Source organism: Sphingobium sp. B8D3A, assembly GCF_025961995.1.
Taxonomy (GTDB): domain Bacteria; phylum Pseudomonadota; class Alphaproteobacteria; order Sphingomonadales; family Sphingomonadaceae; genus Sphingobium.
The window spans coordinates 1897295-1914845 of record NZ_JAOQOS010000001.1; the positions used below are offsets into that span (position 1 = coordinate 1897295).

Here is a 17551-nt window from a genome sequence, read left to right on the forward strand (position 1 = left end):
ACCTGATGCGACAAGTCTGGCGAGGCCAATCGCAACGGAAGATGAACGAGGGATCAGACGCGATAGGTCGATGGGCTGGAGCGATGGGCCGTGGTCAGCCGGTGGTCACGCGATCCCGCTCGACAAGCTCTTCCAGCGTGATTCCAATGCGATGCATCTGCTCGGAGACACCTGGCCAGACCGCGCTGAAGAAGCGTTCGCGCTCCATCGCCCGCAGGCGACGCGATGCGCCCGGTGCGACAAACATGCCGACACCCCGGCGGACCTGCACCAGCCCTTCATCCTGAAAGCTCTGATAGGCTTTGGCGACGGTCAGCGGATTGGCGCCCTGCTGGGCCGCAAAGGCCCGCACGGATGGCAAGACATCCCCATCTGCAAAGCGTCCATCCAGAATGGCGGCGGCAATTTCGTCGCGCAGGCGCAGATAAACGGGCCGGCTCTCATCGATCATGCTGCATCAGTGACATAATACAGTGGATCGGTCAAGGCGCCGGCCAGAAAGCGTGCGGTCAGCCGCCCGACCAGATCGACAACACGTCGTCCAGCTCCGGCCGGGGGCGCTCGTCCAGATCCCGCGAGGGCGTGCCGATGAACACGAAGCCAGCGATCCGCTCCTCGCTGGTGCCGAACGCATCGCGCACGGCCTCGTTATAGGACGGCCAGCCGGTCAGCCAGCCTCCCGCAAAACCCATGGCATGGGCGGCATGCAGCAGATTCATTATCGCCGCACCGACGGAGAGCTCCTGTTCCCACACCGGAATCTTGGAAGGCTTGGGCGAGGACAGGACAATGATCAGCGCCGGCGCCTGATGCGCGAACTGGTGCATCGCCTCGATTTCCAGCCGGCCAGCCTCGGGCTTCTCGGCGAGGTAGGCGCGCTCGAGCAGGGCGGCCAGCGCCGCGCGCTGGTTGTCGGGCACGATCACGAACCGCCAGGGGGCCAGCTTGCCATGATCGGGGGTCCGCGTCGCGATCCGTACCATTTCGCGCTGCTCATCGAGCGAGGGGCCGGGCGCCGCGAGATCGCGCGGTTTGCCGGATCGGCGGGATGCGAGATAGGCGGGGATGGAAGAGCGGTCGTTGAACATGCCGCATCGCTAGACAAATCCGGTCGATCCGCCAAGCGCCTTTGCGAATTGATCGCAATGTCGGTGCGGTAGCGGCGGTTTTCGCTACGGCAGGGCCGATGGAGCGGCTCCCATCGAGGCCGGCAGAAAAAAGCGCTTTTCTCAAATGTCAGACTCTCTAAGTCTCGTGGGCATATTGTCGCGGCCGGCGTCTCGCCGTTGCCCGGACCAGGAGACTTTATGGCGACCATTCCAGCCATCGCCCTCATCGCACTCGTCGTGCTTCTTGCCGGCGGCGCGGTTGGGCTTGTGAGCAAGAAGCAGGAGTTTATCGGCCATCCCAAGGGCCTCTACATTCTGTTCTTTGCCGAGATGTGGGAGCGCTTTTCCTATTATGGCATGCGCGCCCTGCTGATTTTCTACCTCACCAAGCATTGGCTGTTCAGCGATGGACAGGCGAACCTCGTCTACGGGGCCTATACCAGCCTCGTCTACGTCACCCCGGTGCTGGGCGGCTATCTCGCCGACCGCTATCTCGGCCAGCGCAAGGCCGTGCTGTTCGGCGCGCTGATCCTCACCGCTGGCCACTGCCTGATGGCATTTGAAGGCTCGGGCGGACAGGATGATCCCACGATCAACATCTTCTGGCTGGCGCTGAGCTGCATCGTCGTTGGCTCGGGCTTCCTCAAGGCCAATATCTCGGTGATCGTCGGCCAGCTTTACGGGCTCACCGATCCCCGCCGCGACGGCGCCTACACGATTTTCTATGTCGGCGTGAATGTGGGCGCGGCCATCGGCACCATCATGGCCGGCTGGCTCGGCGAGACCTACGGCTGGAAATACGGCTTCGGCGCGGCGGGCGTTGGCATGTTGCTGGGCGCGGCGGTGTTCGTCATCGGCAAGCCGTTCCTCATGGGCAAGGGGGAGCCGCCCAAGCCGCTCACCCTGCGGACCGAATGGCTGCTCTACGCTATCGGTGTCGCTTCCATCGGCGTGATCTGGTTCCTCGTCCAGTATCAGGATATCATCGAGACGCTGCTTATCGTCGCGGGCGTCGCCCTGCTCGGCTATGTGCTCTACGCCGCGATGAAGCTGCAACCCGATGCCCGCGATCGCATCTTCGCGATCGTTTTCCTCGTCGCCCTCAACCCAGTCTTCTGGGGCCTGTTCGAGCAGGCGGGCGGCAGCCTCAATCTGTACACGGATCGCTATGTCGACCGTGGCGGTTTCCAGACCACCTTCTTCCAGTCGCTCAACCCCATCTACATCGTGCTGCTCGGGCCAGTCTTCGCCTGGCTGTGGCTGTGGCTGGGCAAGCGCGGCTGGGAACCGTCCGCACCGGCCAAATTCGGTCTGGCGCTGGCACAGGTCGGCTTCTCCTTCTTGATCTTCGTGTGGGGCGCCCAGTCCGCGGGCATGGCGGCGCTGACGCCGGTGCTGTTCGTGTTCCTGGTCTACCTGTTCCAGACCACCGGCGAACTGTGCCTCTCGCCTGTCGGCCTCTCCGCCATGAACCGGCTGGCGCCCAAGCATCTCGCCAGCCTCATCATGGGCGCCTGGTTCTACATGTCGGCGGTCGGCAATTTCGTCGCCGGCAAGATCGGCGAGGCGACCGGCGGTCATGATGGCGAGATGACCAAGGAAGCGACGCTCTCGGTCTACAACACCATCGGCTGGTGGACGATCGGCATCGCCGTCGCGGTGCTGGCGGTCTCTCCGCTGGTAAAGCGCCTGATGCATCTCGACACGCTGAAGGAAGAGGATGAACCGGTCGATGACCGCCCGGAGGAAGGCCTGCGGGACCAGACGGCGCCTGTGCGGTGAGCCTTCAAGGGGGCTGGCGCTGCCGGCCCCCGATCCGCTAAGCACCGGCGATGACCAGACGCTTCTTCGGCACGGATGGCATCCGGGGCCGCACCAACCAGTCCACGATGACGGCCGAAATGGCCATGCGAGTGGGCATGGCCGCCGGCCGCCACTTCATGCGCGGCAGCCATCGCCACCGCGTGGTGATCGGCAAAGATACGCGCCTTTCCGGCTATATGATCGAGAATGCGCTGGTCGCGGGCTTTACCAGTGTCGGCATGGACGTGGTGCAATTCGGCCCGATCCCGACCCCCGCCGTGGCGATGCTGGCCGCATCGATGCGCGCCGATCTCGGCGTGATGATCTCCGCCAGCCACAATCCTTATTATGACAATGGCATCAAGCTGTTCGGGCCGGATGGATACAAGCTCTCCGACGCCGATGAACTGAAGATCGAGGCGCTGATCGAGGGCGGCGAGATACCGCTGGCTCCGTCCGAAGGCATCGGGCGCGCGCGGCGGGTCGAGGATGGGCGGGGGCGCTACATCCACTTCGTCAAATCGACCTTCCCGCAGCATCTGCGGCTCGATGGGCTCAAGGTCGCGCTCGATTGTGCCAATGGCGCCGCCTACAACACCGCGCCCTACACCTTCTGGGAGCTGGGTGCTGAGCTAGTCCAGATCGGCGTGACGCCCAACGGCACCAACATCAACGATGGCTGCGGCTCGACCGCGCCGCTGCTGCTGCAGGAGACGGTCGTGGCATCTGGCGCCGATATCGGCATCGCGCTCGATGGCGATGCCGACCGCCTGATCGTGGTGGATGAGACTGGCACCATCGTGGATGGCGACCAGATCATGGCGCTGATCGGCACGAGCTGGGCGCGGCAGGGCATGCTCAAGGGCGAAGGGGTCGTCGCCACGGTCATGTCCAACCTGGGGCTGGAGCGAAAGCTCGCTAGCGAGGGCATTCCCCTCATCCGCACCAAGGTCGGTGACCGTTATGTGCTGGAGGAGATGAAGGCGCGTGGCTGCAATGTCGGCGGCGAGCAGTCCGGCCACATGATCCTCTCCGATTATGCGACGACGGGCGACGGCACCATTGCCGCGCTCCAGGTACTCGCCGCGCTCGTGCAGAGCGGCAAGCCGGCCAGCGCCCTGCTGCGCCAGTTCGAGCCGGTCCCGCAATTGCTCAAGAATGTCCGTTTCGCCGGCGGTAAGCCGCTTGAGGCGCAGAGCGTCCAGGCCGTGATCGCCCAGGCGGAAGCGGAGCTTGAAGGGGTGGGGCGTCTCGTCATTCGGCCGTCCGGCACCGAGCCGGTGATCCGCGTGATGGCCGAAGGGGACGATGGCGATCAGGTCGTGCGTGTGGTGAACCGCATCTGCGATGCCGTGGCAAGCGCGGCGGCCGCCCATGCTTGAGATGCGCCCGGATTGCGAGCGCTGCGGCGCCGATCTCCCCGCCGATGCCGGCGGCGCCTTCATCTGCTCGTTCGAATGCACCTTCTGCGCCGAGTGCGCCGAGGACATGGATGATCGCTGCCCCAATTGCCGGGGCGAGTTGCTGGACCGGCCCAGCCGGACTGGCGACGCGCTCAAGCGAAACCCTGCTTCGACGGAGCGCCGCTTCAAGGGCTGAGCGCCCCCGCGACCCATTTGATCTGGCGCATGGATTGGCGCGCATCATTCCCTAGACTGGCATCGAGCAGTCGGACGGAGAGGTGTGACCATGGACATGATGGACGCAAAGGCACGGCTTCTGGCCATGCGCGATGATCTGAAAGCCCGGCAAAAGCGGCTTGCAGTCGATCTCGATGAACCGCTGAATGCCGATTCAGCCGAACAGGCAAGCGAAGTGCAGGATGATCGCGCGCTGGAGCAGCAATCTGCACTGGTGGCGTGCGAGATCGGCTCGGTCAATCGTGCACTCGCGCGGATCGAGGCCGGCGCTTACGGCGCCTGCGTGCTGTGCGGCGAGCCCATCGCGCCGGCGCGTCTGGCGGCCCGGCCCGAGGCATCGCTGTGCATCGTCTGCGCCCGCAAGGAACAGTGAGGCGCAGCGCCAGCGGCTCGACTTCCGCGCCGGCAAGGGGCAAAAGCGCCTCATGAGCTATCCTCGAATCCTGATCATCGCCGGCTCGGACTCCGGCGGCGGCGCCGGCATCCAGGCGGACATCAAGACCGTCACCATGCTCGGCGGCCACGCCATGACCGCGATCACCGCGATCACCGCGCAAAATACGCTGGGCGTGCAGGCCGTGCATCCCGTGCCGACGGAGATGGTGCTGGCGCAGATCGACAGCGTGGTCAGCGACATCGGCGTGGACGCCGTGAAGATCGGCATGATCGGCTCCGCGGAGACGGCGCTGGCGGTCGCCGACCGACTTGAGAGCATCGGCGCGCCGGTGGTGCTCGATCCGGTGATGGTCGCGACGAGCGGCGGCGTGCTCGCGGACGCCGCCACCATCGAGAGCCTGCACGAGCTGATGGGCTGGGCGTTCGTCACGACGCCGAATCTCCCCGAACTGGAGGCGCTTGGCGGCGAGGCGGACCTGACTGCGCGGGGCGAGATGCTGCTCATCAAAGGCGGCCACGCGCCCGGCGAGATCATCACCGACCGGCTTGTCGGTTCGGAAGGCGAAATCGCCCGTTGGGAAGGGGCACGCATCCATACCGAGGATACCCATGGCACGGGCTGCACCCTGGCCAGCGCCATCGCGACCGGGCTGGGGCAGGGGCTCGATCTGCCGGAGGCGATTGCCCGGGCGCGGCTGTTCGTGCGGCTGGCTCTGCGCACTGCGCCCGGCCTCGGTCGCGGGCATGGTCCGATGGCGCATGGCGCGGTGCGGCTCGATATGGGACCGAGCGGCCGCCTCAATCAGATTTCCGTGCCGGTCAGTGATTATGCCGCCTCGCGCGATTTCTACGAGGATCTGGGCCTCACCCTGATCGTGGACAGCCCGGACCAGCCCTATGCCCGGTTCGAGGCGCCGGGCGGCGCGACCCTATCCCTTCATGGCCAGCAGCATGGCGTCTATCTGGAATGCGATGATCTCGATGCCCGGGTGACGGCGTTGATCTCGGCGGGCCTCGTCTTCGATAATGAGCCGGTGGATCAGGCATGGGGCTGGCGCGAGGCCTGGCTGGTCGATCCGGCCGGTAACCGCGTTTGCCTTTATTCGGCGGGCGAGAACCGGCGCTATCCGCCCTGGCGGGTCGAGGGATGATCGCGGGTGTCGACGAGGCCGGGCGTGGGCCGCTGGCCGGGCCGGTGGTCGCGGCGGCGGTCGTTCTCTGCAAACCGCGCCCGTCCGGCCTGGATGACAGCAAGAAGCTGAGCGCCGCCAAGCGCGCGGGTCTGGAAGCGACGATCAAGCGCCGCTGCCACTGGGCGGTCGGCGTGGTGGACGTCGCCGAGATCGACCGGCTCAACATCTTTGGCGCGACGATGCTGGCGATGACGCTCGCGGTCGAGGGGCTGTGCGCCCGCCTGGGATGCGATCCGCGCGAGGTGCTGGTGGACGGCAATCTCACGCCGCATGGCCGGCGCCCCGAGTGGCGCTGGTCGGCGCGGGCAATCGTCGGAGGGGATGCATTGGAGCCCTCCATTTCCGCCGCGTCGATCATCGCCAAGGAACATCGCGACGCGCTGATGCGGGAAGCCGCGCGCGATCATCCGCATTATGGCTGGGAGCGGAACAAGGGGTACGGCACCGCCGATCATCTCGCCGCGCTGCGCCAGCATGGCCCAAGCCCGCTTCACCGCCGCAGCTTCGCGCCAGTCGCGCAGCTGGCCTTTCTGTAGGGCGCCCGTTGACGGGAGACGGCCGAAGGCCTAAGGCGCTGGGGTCATCTGGGGAGTAGCCAGCTGCCGGTTTCCGGCAGGCCTGCCCGTCAACATACTCGGTCGAGAGGCCGTGGCGGCAGGGAATCCAAGCATTCCGGCGAGACCAATGACATCGAGCTTCCGTCCAGGCCGGGCGGGAGGCGCGGTGTCATTGTTTGTCTTGTTGCCCGGCTGAGGATTTTTCATGGAAGCCCTGTTCACCTCCACCGCCGTCGTCGCGCTCGCCGAAATCGGCGACAAGACGCAGTTGCTGGCCATCCTGCTCGCCACCCGGTTCAAGAAGCCGGTGCCGATCATCCTCGGCATTCTCGCGGCGACGCTGGCCAACCACTTTCTGGCAGCCCTGCTCGGCGCAAGCGTGGCGTCCATCTTTCAGCAAAACTGGTTCCACTATCTGGTCGCGGCCGGCTTCCTCGCCATGGCGATCTGGACGCTGATCCCCGACAAGATCGATGATCTGGAGGACAAGCCGGCCCGCTTCGGCGCGTTCGTCACCACCACGATCGCCTTCTTCCTGGTGGAGATGGGCGACAAGACGCAGATCGCGACCGTCGCGCTTGGCGCCCAGTTCCATCAGGTCGGTCTGGTGACGATGGGCACAACCCTGGGCATGCTGATCGCCAATGTCCCGGCAGTGTTCCTCGGGCACGAACTGCTCCGCCGCGTGCCGCTCAAGGTGGTGCGCATCGTGGCGGCCAGCCTGTTCGCGGTCATCGGCCTGTGGTTGCTGATCCAGGGGCCGGGTAGCCTCTGAAAATCGATAGCGCCGGAGGCTCGGTTAAAATATTTTTCCGCCCGTCGCGGTCCTGAGTCTTCGGCGCAACACCACAACATGTTGAGTCCTGCCTGAATCGCAGGACTCCATCCCTCGTGTGGGACTCGTTTCGTTCTCATTTCCGCGCCGGATTCTTCGCGTGACTCCAGTCCGTTACCGCTCTTGACGGTGGACTCGTCGTGACTCACACCGGGCGCACAAACGGGGGTGAGACGACATGAGCGTGATGGAAAAACTGACGAAGCGACCGGTGCGCGCAAAGGTCCTGCCGGCCAACACGCCGCCCGTGCTGCCGCTCGACACGCTGCTGCAGGGCGACTGCATCGCCATCATGCGCACACTGCCGACGGCAAGCGTGGACATGATCTTCGCTGATCCGCCATATAATCTCCAGCTCGGCGGCGATCTGTTCCGCCCCGAGGGCGGGCGCGTCGATGCGGTCGATGACGCCTGGGATCAGTTCGACAGCTATGCCGCTTATGATGCCTTCTGCCGCGAGTGGCTGGCCGAAGCGCGTCGCATCCTCAAACCCGATGGCACGATCTGGGTGATCGGCAGCTATCACAATATCTTCCGCGTCGGCGCGCTGATGCAGGATCACGGCTTCTGGATCCTCAACGATATCGTGTGGCGCAAGGCCAACCCCATGCCCAATTTCAAGGGCACGCGCTTCACTAATGCCCATGAGACAATGATCTGGGCGAGCCAGGGCGAAAAGGCGAAATATACCTTCAATTATCGCGCCATGAAGACGTTGAATGACGAGCTGCAGATGCGCTCGGACTGGGTGCTGCCGATCTGCGCCGGGCAGGAACGCCTCAAGCGCGGCGGCACCAAGGCGCATCCCACCCAAAAGCCGGAGGCGCTGTTGTACCGCGTGCTGCTCTCCTGCACCAACAAGGGCGATGTGGTGCTCGATCCCTTCTTCGGCACCGGCACAACCGGCGCCGTGGCCCGCCGCCTGGGGCGCCGCTGGATCGGCATCGAGCGGGAAGACAGTTATTGCGAGGTCGCGCGGGAGCGTATTGCTGCAGCGCTCCCGCTGGATGAGAGCGCGCTGACCATCATGCAATCCCCCAAGAGCCAGCCGCGCGTGGCGTTCGGCACGCTGGTCGAGACCGGCATGATCGCACCCGGCACTGTGCTCACCGCCAGCAAGGGGCGCTTCAAGGCGCATGTCCGCGCCGATGGCTCGCTGGAGTGCAAGGGCCAGACCGGCTCGATCCACAAGATGGGCGCCACGCTGCAGGGCGCGCCAAGCTGCAATGGCTGGACCTTCTGGCAGATCGAGCACGAAGGCGCCGTGAAGCCGCTCGATGCCATGCGCCAGCTTTACCTGCTCGCGACGGAGCCATAAGGCATCGTCGTTGGGGCCCGGACGGCGCGCTCCCACCGCGGGTCCGGGCTCCTGCTTCCGCTTTTCTGTCGGGCAAGCTAAGGCGCGCGGGATGCACAAGGATATCGCCCGATGATGATGGAAACCCCGCCGCCGGACGCCCGCCTCTATCTGCGCCCGATCTGGTTCATCGACACGCCTGTCGGGCTGGAGACGCATGAATTCCGCAGGCTCGCCGGTGGATTGATCTGGTTCCAGGGCCTCGAGGTCCGTTGGGCGGGTGCGGAAGGCGCTGCCGGCAAGGCCATCGTCCCCGTTGCCATGTTCGAGGACTGGCAAAGCCGCCTGAGCGATGCGCAGGCTGAGCGGGTCGCAGCGCAAATGGAGGGGCTGACGGCGCCGCGCGCACCCCTGACGCTGGGCGAGCGCGTCATTCGCTTCGATACGCCGCAGGTCATGGGCATCCTCAACATGACGCCGGACAGTTTCTCGGATGGCGGCAAGCTCATCGGCGATGCCGAGCGCGCCGCCGATGCGGGCTTTGCCATGCAACTGGCCGGCGCCTCGATCATCGACGTCGGCGGCGAGTCCACCCGGCCGGGCGCGGCTACCGTGTGGGAGGGCGACGAGATCGCCCGGACCGTGCCGGTGATCGAGCGACTGGCGAAGAGCGGCATCGTGGTCTCCATCGATACGCGCAAGGCGGCGGTGATGGAGGCCGCGCTCGCGGCCGGCGCCGGCATCGTCAATGATGTGACTGGCCTCACCCACGATCCGCGCGGGCTGGAGGTGGTAGCGAAGGCGGGGTGCCCCGTCATCCTGATGCACAGCCCGTCCGCCGGCGACGATCCGCACGGCGGCGCGGTCAAGTACAAGGCCGGCGCCGTTGCCGGCCCGACGGTGGACATGGCCGTGTTCGACTGGCTGGAGGCGCGGATCGCAGCCTGCCTCGATGCCGGTATTGCGCGGAGCAAGATCATCCTCGATCCCGGTGTCGGCTTCGGCAAGGCGTTGCAGGATGACACGCGGATCATCAACAATCTGGCCATGTATCAGGCGCTGGGCGTGCCGCTGCTGTTCGGGGCCAGCCGCAAGCGCATTGTCGGCGCGCTGACGGACGGGGCGCCGGTCGAGGAGCGGCTCGGCGGCTCGGTCGCCCTGGCGCAGGTCGCGATCGGGCAGGGCGCGCAGATCGTGCGGGTGCATGATGTGCAGGAAAGCGTGCAGGCTGCTCGCGTGTGGCGCGGCTTGCGCGACGCCGCCTTGGTTGCTGCCTGATCGCTGGGGAAGCGGAGGCGCCTGTCATGTTGAACATGGCCATGATTGGCGGAGGCGGGCTCCTGTCCATCGGCCAGACCCACCGCATTGCGGCGGAGGCGACCGGACAGATCAGGCTGGTTGCGGGCGTGTTTTCATCGGACCCGGCGCGATCCCGGCAGGCGGGCCTTGCTTATGGCATCGATCCCGCCCGCGCCTATGCCGATGTCCCCGCCCTGCTAGCGGGCGAGCGGGACCGGGTGGATGGCGCCGATTTCGCGACCATCGTCACGCCCAATTATCTCCATTACCCGGCTGCCGTGGCCGTTCTTGAGGCTGGCCTTGCCGTGATGAGCGACAAGCCCATGACCGCGCGGCTCGATGAAGCCCGCAGGCTTGCCGCGCTTGTGAACGAGACGGGCCGCCCCTTTGCGGTCAGCTATCCTTATGGTGGCTTTGCCGCCGTGCGCGCCGCCCGCGCGATGGTGGCCGCGGGAGAGCTGGGCGCGATCCGCAAGGTCAGCGCAGCCTATGCGCAGGGCTGGCTGGCGAGCGCAGCCGGCCATGCGCAGGCCGCCTGGCGTGTAGACCCCGTGCGCTCCGGCGCGGGCGGCTGCATTGCGGACATCGGCGTCCACGCCTTCCATCTCGCCGAGTTCGTCTCCGGCCTGCACGTAAGCCGGATCATGGCCGACCTTGGCAGCGTCGTCCCGGGGCGCACGCTGGACGACGACTGCGTCGTGCTCCTGCGGTTCGACAATGGTGCACGCGGGACCATAATGGCCTCGCAGATCGAGGCGGGGGAGGGCAACCGGCTGCGCCTGCGCTGCGATGGGGAGGCCGCCAGTCTGGTCTGGACGCTCGATGATCCCCATGCTCTCGCGCTGCATCCGATCGACGGTGCCAGCCTTCGGCTCTCGTTCGAAGAGCACGAGCCCACGATCGCCTGCCCGCCCGGCGTCCACCATGCTGACGGCTATATGGCGGCCTTCGCCACCCTCTATCGCGATTTCGCGGCGGTTCTTCAGGGCAACGCGGCGCCTTCGCTCCCCGGCGTGCAGGAGGGGTTGCGCGGCATGGCGTTTATCGAGACAGCCGTTGCCGCCTCTCGGGCCCAAAGTGGGTGGGTGGATCTGGCGCTCTAGACCCGCGCTATCGCCTCAGCTGCTGCAGGTCGAGGCGGTGACGCCTTCATTATTGTAGACGCCCGTGCCGCCATTGCCATTATAGTCGCGGTCGTCGCGCACAGTCATGGCGGCAGTGTCCACAATGACGGTCGTCGGCACGATGCTCGCCGAAATGAGCGGCGTATAATCATAGGCCACTTCAACAAAGATGACCGCGCCGCCATCGGGCGCCGTCACCTGCTTGCCGGTTTCGCCCATCGCCGGCAGATCGGTGTCGCCCTGCACGCCATGGGTCGAAGCCCAGCTTTTGGCGCCGAAGCAACGCTGCCAGTGAATGTGGAATTTTTTGGGTTCGGGATTGGGATTGGCGACCGGCTCCAGGCTCGAGATGATGATCCGCCCATTGGTAGCAAGATCGAGCGCGCCGGACTGCATATTGGCGCCGATCAGCAGATCGTTGATCTGCGCTTCGCTGATCTGCGGCGCGGTGAGCAGGCTGTTGGTGCCGATGCGGGAGGCATTATCGGCGACATGCAGGGCGATCTGGCTCACCTGCATCCGCGTGATCGCAAAATTGGTGAGTTCCGCGCCGGCGAGGAACATCCCAAGGATCACCGGAGCCGTGAGTGCGAATTCCACGGCGGCTACACCGCTCTGGGCGTGCCCTAGATGCGCGACGTTCCCAAGCCGAACACCGCAGAGCGCGCCTTTGCGCTTGAGGAGCCTCACCGCACTCATGAGCAATACCGCACAGTTGGCGTGCCATCGGTGCCCTGGTCGCCATAGGGCTGGTTGGAGAGGACGGTCCTGGCCACGACATGCGTGATCCCATGCCCGCCGATGAGTCTGTCGATCGGGAACAGGCGCGGATAAGAGACCGTCACGGTGAACACGACATTGTCGCGCGCGCCCGCGGCGTTGATGGCATTGCCACCGTCGGCATCCCAAACGCCGTTGTTATTGTTGTCTACAAACGGCTCGCCGCCGTCGCAAACGCCATTCTTGTTGGGGCCGCTGGCACTGTCCGTAAACGGCTCGGCCTGGGCAGCGGCGGCTTGCGAGAAGCTGCGATAAAAGCGCCGCTGGACCGAAACCTCCGCGTCATTATGCAGCTGCTTGATCTGGCTTTCCACGACGGCATCGATCGCATCGCGCGAGGTCGCGTTGGTGCCGGCGGATGTCTCCAGCGTGCCGTCCCGCGCGGCCTTCTGCACGGCGCCCTGCACCACGCTCTGCATGTAGAGCGTGTGCCCAACATCCAGAGCGCCCAGCAGCATGATGAGGAAGCCCGGCAGAATGAGCGCGAACTCGATGATCGTCACGCCCTCCTGCGCCTGCGCGAACTGACGCAGGACAGGCAGGGCGCGTGGGCCGAAGAGGTGAGGCGCGCGCCTCATCTCAGTTGGTCAGCCTCAGATCGGCGATTTCAGATGCGATCTGCTTGAAATTGCTGATCAGCGTTGGCGTATCGTCGGCTTTGAAATATTTGCCGGGCGTCGCGCAATTCTCCAGGCGCGCTTCAGTCTCGGTGTCGACACCGCCGCCATAGGAGACCACCCACAATGTGATGTTGCGGTTGCGGATCGCGGTGCACAGTGCGACGAGCCTGCTGTTGAGGATGTTGGTGAGCTGCGTGTCGTTGGGCGCATAGGTGGTCTGGCGCCGGTCCCACCAGGGAATGCCATAGGCCGTATAATTTGTGTTGTCTGTCATCGTGGCGCCGTCGGTCATGAAGATAATGTGCCGCTGGATGGCGCCGCCAGTGGGGGTCTCTCTGTTTTCGTCAGCAAAGATACCGGTCGGCGAAATGAACCGGGCGCCCCAGATCATCCCTATGTCGTGGTACGTGTTGCCGATGGCGCGCAAGGAGTTGACATAGGTTTCAAATCCCCCTGGTGTGTACCAGGTCTGGAGCTTCTTCGCTTCGGTCGAGCAATAATAACTGAATCGGTCCTTGCGGGGATGATAAGGATTCGGATCCGAAGTCACTACAGGAGGATCTACGGTCCAATTGTAGTTATAATTGGTACCCGTGTAGCGCGCCCAGACTACACCAGGCAGCATAGGTTTCCACTGCGTGTCCGGGTTGGAGGGATCGGGCACCGCATCGATGTTCATATCGCGCGCGCCAGTCGGAATGGAATTCCATTCATCGCTCGCATCGCCGTCGCTGTTTAGAACGGTCTTGCGCTCCTCAATACACCCATCCCAAGTGACCTCGGCATTCGCGGCAATATAGAGCGTCGTGTCCGCGTTGGAGCCGGATAGTTTGACCGCTGGAACGGTCGATGTCGCTACCGGCAGTGCGACGCTATTATTCCAGTTTGTACCACCAGCTTTCAAAGCGGAAACGTCGAACGACATTTGTTTATATGTCCAGCCGGTTACGCGTTGCCGGTGTGTAGTCCAAGTGATGGAGCGTGTGCCAGTCGCCGTCTTTGAGCGCGTGTATGTGCGCGCGTTGCTGCTCTGAAGACGGCAACTGCTGTTTGACCATGAGTATTTGTATGCGACGACGACATGGTTGTCGTCCTGCCGATGGGTCCGAACTTGTGGATCTTCCGGATACACCGGAGCTACGTCGGTGGGGTCCTGTAGGCTGCCAGTATCCGTGTAAGTAAGTACCGTCCCGTTCGAGTTGAGGTTGGAGCAGTTTGAAGAGTTCCTGTCGGTGCGCCGATTGCTGTATGATGTGCCGTTAATAGTAGTTGAACTGTTGTTGTTGCTGTTCGTAATATTAGACCAGCCGGAATAGGTGCTGGCATTATTTAGATTCGTCGGAGAACCTGACCAGTTTGTCCACGGGGTCATTGTTTCGGTGCCCGCTTGCCATGAGTAAACTGTTTCAGTTTTTGGCTCGCGCGACTGGTAGATCGCTGTGCTAGCCATCCAGTCATTGTTCAGAAGCTTGCCGACGTTCACGTTTACCGAATAGGGCATGAACCCCAAGCGGATTTGCGCCGTGCCGGCATAAGTGGTGGCTGCAGGGTCGTTGCCGCAGGTCTCCGTGGTGTTAACCCGCAGCAGAGCTTCATAAAAGCATTTGACGGCGCTCTTCAACCCAACAAGGCGGGCATTACTTGCCGGGCTATTGTTATTGTTGCCGCCCGGGCAGTAGCTGCCATCGGCCGGGCAATTCATCGATCCCGTCACGTCCAACACGAACATCACGTCGGTATTCGGGATTTCCATCTTGGCGGTGCAGGTTACGTGCATGGTCCGCTCGGTGATGCCGAAGATGCGCATGATGGTCATGGGCACGGAGACGTCCGCAAAGCCGGTGACCTCGCCGTCATCCTCCGAGAAATCGTGGTCGAGCAAGGTCGTGCCGTAGGCGCCGTCCGTGAAATTGGCGTTGAACAGTTCGAGCGCGCGGCTGCGGGTGCTGGTGCTGCCCTCTTCGGTCCAGCTTCCCGATCCCATCGCGCGGCGACCGGCCAGCACGCCGGCGTCACAAGCCTGTTGCAGTCGCGTCTTTGTGAGGTAGAGACGGCTCATGTCCACGCCGCCGCCAATCAGCCCCGCCAGCGGAATGAGGGCCGCTGCCGAAATGGCGATGACGTTGCCGCGCACGTCGCGGCCAAGCCTGGTCATGAAGCTTGCGCCTGCCCGGTTGCGCATTCCTGTCCTCACTGCCCTTGAAGCCACCCATCCGGCGAACGATTGCACCGCCACCGGCCCGATCCTCGCCTTATTCAGAAGTGGTGGACAAATGCCTAATTCGGTTGGTTGATCGTTGGTGAATGCGCCGCCTACCGCGCTCGGTGCCGATCACGAGCACGCCCCGTTGCAGCGCCTGTTGCTCGCGCACACGCCTGCGGGGGAGCGCTCATGGCATGCGCTGTGCTGGCAATTGGACGCCCGGCTGGCTGAGCTGATCCGTCGACGGGCCGATCCGACCATCGCCGCCATTCGCCTTGCCTGGTGGGATGCCGTGTTGGTGGAACGGGATGATGCCAAGGGGCGCGGCGAGCCTCTGGTCGATGCTTGGCGCCAGCAAGCGGACGCCGGCGCCAGCGCGGCGGCAGAACGGCTGATCGACGGATGGCGCGTGCTTGCCTCGCCCGATCCGCTCAGCGACGAGGATTTGCGGGACTATGCGCTTGCTCGGGGCGGTGGGCTGTTTGCGCTGCTGGCTGGAGGAGAGAGCGAGGCGGCTAATCGGCTGGGCGCGCTCTGGGCTTCGTGGGATCTGGCCGGTCACGCCAGCGAGGAGGCTCTTGCGCGTCGGAGCCTCGCACTTGCCTCGGATTTTCTGCCTCGGGATGCACGATCAGCCCGCAGCCTGCCGCGCCCCCTGCGTTTGCTCGCCGCTGTCGCCATGCCGGATGTTCGCGCCGCACGGTTGCCATCGCGCGGCTTCACGCCCCGCCAGTACAGCCGCTTGCTGATCGCCGCCCTGCGCGGTTAATCTCTCTGCGGGGGGCCTGCGATGGGGCGATTCTTTGCCGGTGTACTTTCCGCGCTGCTGTTCGTCGCGGCGGGGCTGTTCTGGTGGCAGTCCGCCGTGGATGCGGACATGCAGCCGCGCGTCGCCAATGGTGGCCTGCGCGCAGAAGCGCTGCCCTTGCCCGGGCCGGGCGATCCCAATGCACGCGGGGCGCCGCCGCCCGACGTCCCGGAAGCCACAGAGCGGACGCGCGAGCAGAAGCGCTTCGACCGCTATGATCGCAATCGCGATGGCGTGGTGACGCGCCTGGAGATGATGGCAAGCCGAACGAGCGCGTTCCGCAAGCTGGATAAGGACGGCAACAACCTCCTCTCGTTCGAGGAGTGGGCCGTGGCGACATCGACCCGCTTTGCGGGCGCCGATGCAAACCGCGATGGCCGGCTGGTCCCGGTCGAATTCGCGACGACTGCACCCCGGCCCAGCGCGACGCGCGCGGGGCCGGTCTGCAAGTGCGAAGAGGATTGAGCGAGCGGGGGTGGGAAGGGGGCCGTAGCCCCCTTGGCCTTACTTGGCGGCGTCAGTCTGCTCGACCAGATCGAGCAGGCCGTTGACGATGCCGCTTTCCGCGCAACCCGGCTTCAGGCGCGAGGACACCACCTCGAAGGTATATTGGCCAAAAGCCGCATCGTTCGGGATGTAGCCCGATGGGCCAAAGCCGTTGGTCAGTGTCGCCATCATCGTGCGGCGCGAGGGCGCCTGCGCCTTGAAGCTGGTCGCGATGGGGTTGAACACCTCGCCATTCACGCCGCCGATGAAGACATCGCCGATCTTCAGCATGCTCAGGTGAATGGGGATGTCGGCCGCATCGACATAGGTGCCGGCATAGCCTGCGCGGCCCTTGTCGGTGCGCTCGCGGCCGGGGCACACCAGCGTCTTGCTGGCACCGGCGATGCCCTCCACCTTCTCGGGTCGTTCAAGGCGCGTGCGCATGGTCTGGAGCACTTCCTCGCCGAGCATCTGCCCCATGGACTGGGCCATCTGCTTTTGCTGCTCCATCAGCTTGGCGACCTGCGGGTTCTTGCGGTCCATGCCGACACCGCCGGGCGGCATGGCATTGCTGATGTCTTCGCCGCGCTTGGCATAATCGGCGATGCGGATCGCGCGCAGATCGTAGGTCTGCTGGAAGAAGATGGGGTTCTGATCGCCCGCAGCACCCTCGGACCATACGGCCACCACATCATCGCCCATCGCATTTTCGATATAGCGGGAGGCGGCGCCGGGCAGATCGCCGCTCACCAGATCGAGATTGCCGGTCAGCACGGCATGGACGGCGTAGTTATAATAGACGGCGACCGGCTTGCCGGCCGCATTCTCGAAGCGCAGCACGGCCACCGTCTTGTCGGACGGGCCATCGACATTGGGGCCTTCCCACCAACGGCGGTTGTCCGGGTCGATGATGTTGCGGTTCACGTTGATGTAGGACTTGCCTTCGCCGAAGGCGACCTTGCCCGGCTGCATCTTGCCGACCGCTTCGCGCACGGCCTGGACGATCTGGTCCTCCAGCTTGGGGTGCGGACCCCAGGGCACGCTGTGGGTGTGGGTCGCGGTGAGCATGACGCGCTCCGGCGCAATGCCGAGGTCGCTGCTCAGTCGAGCGGTGACGCCGCTCCACAGGTCCGTCGGGATCGCGCCCACATCCACCGTCACGAGCGCGGCGCGCTCGCCATTGCTCTCCAGCGCGATCGCGCGCACGTAAATGGGGTCGAGAACGCCGGTATAGGGTTCTTTCAGACTCTTGGCGGCCGGGGTCCAGTCGACCTTGGCGGCGCCGACTTTCAGTTCTGCCTGAGCGGGCGCAGCGAGCGCCGTGCCCATGGCCAGCATGGCGGCGCCGGCGATCAAAAATCTCTTCATTTCAAAGCCTCCTCATCCTCGTGCGGCTGCGGC

General features: G+C 64.7%; 18 protein-coding genes and 1 riboswitch. Of the genes, 12 read left to right on the forward strand and 6 right to left on the reverse strand.

The window, feature by feature from the left end; genetic code table 11:
- Positions 1 to 94 precede the first annotated feature (94 nt).
- Positions 95 to 451 carry a GntR family transcriptional regulator gene (locus tag M2342_RS08710; protein WP_264578785.1) on the reverse strand — a complete coding sequence of 119 codons (357 nt, stop codon included), beginning with the start codon at positions 449 to 451 and terminating at the stop codon, positions 95 to 97.
- Positions 452 to 509: 58 nt separating this feature from the next.
- Entirely contained in the window at positions 510 to 1088 is a 579-nt protein-coding gene (locus M2342_RS08715) for a nitroreductase (RefSeq protein ID WP_264578786.1), read from the reverse strand.
- Positions 1089 to 1307: 219 nt separating this feature from the next.
- On the opposite strand from M2342_RS08715, the gene M2342_RS08720 reads away from it, so the two are divergent.
- The 10 genes from M2342_RS08720 to M2342_RS08765 all read left to right on the forward strand — a co-directional run bounded on the left by M2342_RS08720 (position 1308) and on the right by M2342_RS08765 (position 11232).
- Positions 1308 to 2891 carry a peptide MFS transporter gene (locus M2342_RS08720; RefSeq protein WP_181559535.1) on the forward strand — a complete coding sequence of 528 codons (1584 nt, stop codon included), beginning with the start codon at positions 1308 to 1310 and terminating at the stop codon, positions 2889 to 2891.
- Positions 2892 to 2941: 50 nt separating this feature from the next.
- On the forward strand, positions 2942 to 4294 hold the full coding sequence (glmM, locus tag M2342_RS08725; RefSeq protein WP_264578787.1) for a phosphoglucosamine mutase: 1353 nt from the start codon (positions 2942 to 2944) through the stop codon (positions 4292 to 4294).
- Positions 4287 to 4511: a DUF1272 domain-containing protein gene (locus M2342_RS08730; RefSeq protein WP_264578788.1), complete on the forward strand. Its 225-nt coding sequence runs from the start codon at positions 4287 to 4289 to the stop codon at positions 4509 to 4511. Before glmM ends, M2342_RS08730 begins: the two co-directional genes overlap by 8 nt.
- A 90-nt stretch (positions 4512 to 4601) precedes the next feature.
- On the forward strand, positions 4602 to 4925 hold the full coding sequence (locus M2342_RS08735) for a TraR/DksA family transcriptional regulator (RefSeq protein WP_264578789.1): 324 nt from the start codon (positions 4602 to 4604) through the stop codon (positions 4923 to 4925).
- Positions 4926 to 4977: 52 nt separating this feature from the next.
- Positions 4978 to 6099, forward strand: coding sequence for a bifunctional hydroxymethylpyrimidine kinase/phosphomethylpyrimidine kinase (gene thiD / locus M2342_RS08740; RefSeq protein ID WP_264578790.1), 1122 nt, complete (start codon positions 4978 to 4980; stop codon positions 6097 to 6099).
- A complete protein-coding gene (locus M2342_RS08745; protein WP_264578791.1) occupies positions 6096 to 6677 on the forward strand; it encodes a ribonuclease HII in 582 nt (193 codons plus the stop codon). Before thiD ends, M2342_RS08745 begins: the two co-directional genes overlap by 4 nt.
- Positions 6678 to 6714: 37 nt before the next feature.
- Positions 6715 to 6900, forward strand: a riboswitch (yybP-ykoY riboswitch).
- Between the two features lie 3 nt (positions 6901 to 6903).
- Positions 6904 to 7473: a TMEM165/GDT1 family protein gene (locus M2342_RS08750; RefSeq protein ID WP_181559541.1), complete on the forward strand. Its 570-nt coding sequence runs from the start codon at positions 6904 to 6906 to the stop codon at positions 7471 to 7473.
- A gap of 238 nt (positions 7474 to 7711) precedes the next feature.
- Entirely contained in the window at positions 7712 to 8851 is a 1140-nt protein-coding gene (locus M2342_RS08755; RefSeq protein WP_319801088.1) for a site-specific DNA-methyltransferase, read from the forward strand.
- A gap of 114 nt (positions 8852 to 8965) precedes the next feature.
- Entirely contained in the window at positions 8966 to 10108 is a 1143-nt protein-coding gene (folP, locus tag M2342_RS08760) for a dihydropteroate synthase (protein WP_264580020.1), read from the forward strand.
- Between the two features lie 26 nt (positions 10109 to 10134).
- Positions 10135 to 11232, forward strand: coding sequence for a Gfo/Idh/MocA family oxidoreductase (locus M2342_RS08765; RefSeq protein ID WP_319801089.1), 1098 nt, complete (start codon positions 10135 to 10137; stop codon positions 11230 to 11232).
- A 15-nt stretch (positions 11233 to 11247) separates the two neighbouring features.
- Here M2342_RS08765 and M2342_RS08770 read toward each other — a convergent pair whose 3' ends face one another.
- From M2342_RS08770 to M2342_RS08780, 3 genes are all read right to left on the reverse strand, one after another.
- Positions 11248 to 11853 (reverse strand): TadE/TadG family type IV pilus assembly protein, encoded by a 606-nt coding sequence (locus M2342_RS08770; protein ID WP_264570190.1) that lies wholly within the window; start codon positions 11851 to 11853, stop codon positions 11248 to 11250.
- Positions 11854 to 11948: 95 nt separating this feature from the next.
- Positions 11949 to 12611, reverse strand: coding sequence for a TadE/TadG family type IV pilus assembly protein (locus tag M2342_RS08775; protein ID WP_264578792.1), 663 nt, complete (start codon positions 12609 to 12611; stop codon positions 11949 to 11951).
- A gap of 1 nt (position 12612) precedes the next feature.
- On the reverse strand, positions 12613 to 14808 hold the full coding sequence (locus tag M2342_RS08780) for a TadE/TadG family type IV pilus assembly protein (protein ID WP_264578793.1): 2196 nt from the start codon (positions 14806 to 14808) through the stop codon (positions 12613 to 12615).
- A 145-nt stretch (positions 14809 to 14953) separates the two neighbouring features.
- Between M2342_RS08780 and M2342_RS08785 the strand changes: the two genes are divergently transcribed.
- Together M2342_RS08785 and M2342_RS08790 are read left to right on the forward strand one after the other, a co-directional pair.
- On the forward strand, positions 14954 to 15625 hold the full coding sequence (locus M2342_RS08785) for a hypothetical protein (RefSeq protein WP_264578794.1): 672 nt from the start codon (positions 14954 to 14956) through the stop codon (positions 15623 to 15625).
- Between the two features lie 21 nt (positions 15626 to 15646).
- On the forward strand, positions 15647 to 16129 hold the full coding sequence (locus M2342_RS08790) for an EF-hand domain-containing protein (protein WP_264578795.1): 483 nt from the start codon (positions 15647 to 15649) through the stop codon (positions 16127 to 16129).
- 39 nt (positions 16130 to 16168) lie between these two features.
- On the opposite strand, the gene M2342_RS08795 is transcribed toward M2342_RS08790, so the two are convergent.
- On the reverse strand, positions 16169 to 17518 hold the full coding sequence (locus tag M2342_RS08795) for a neutral/alkaline non-lysosomal ceramidase N-terminal domain-containing protein (protein WP_264578796.1): 1350 nt from the start codon (positions 17516 to 17518) through the stop codon (positions 16169 to 16171).
- Positions 17519 to 17551: the final 33 nt, after the last annotated feature.